The 312-nt window shown below is 69.2% G+C and carries 1 protein-coding gene; it reads left to right on the top strand.

What is annotated here, in order from left to right; genetic code table 11:
* Positions 1-312 (top strand): cadherin repeat domain-containing protein (locus FCU66_RS40545; protein WP_136625522.1); only part of this gene is annotated, 312 nt, incomplete at both ends.

Raw genomic sequence — 312 nt, 5'->3', positions numbered from 1 at the left:
GCCGACTCCACCGCCAACCAGATCGCCGAGCTTGCGGCGGCTGGCACGGCCGTCGGCATCACCGCCTCGGCCACCGATCCCGACGCCGGCTCGACCGTCAGCTACAGCGTCAACGACACGCGCTTCGCCATCGGCGCCAGCACCGGGATCATCACGCGCTCGGCCACCGGCACGCTCGACTTCGAGACCCAGACATCGATCAATTTGACGGTGACGGCAACCTCCTCCGACGGCAGCACCGCCAACCAGGCCTTCACCCTCGCCGTGCTCAACAGCCCCGAGCCCGTCGCGTTCAACACCCCGCCGGATGCC

Origin of the sequence: Mesorhizobium norvegicum, from assembly GCF_004919685.1 — a bacterium.
Lineage (GTDB): Bacteria > Pseudomonadota > Alphaproteobacteria > Rhizobiales > Rhizobiaceae > Mesorhizobium > Mesorhizobium norvegicum.
The sequence above is the reverse complement of the archived record's forward strand: the minus strand, read 5'-3'. Positions and strand labels throughout refer to the sequence as shown.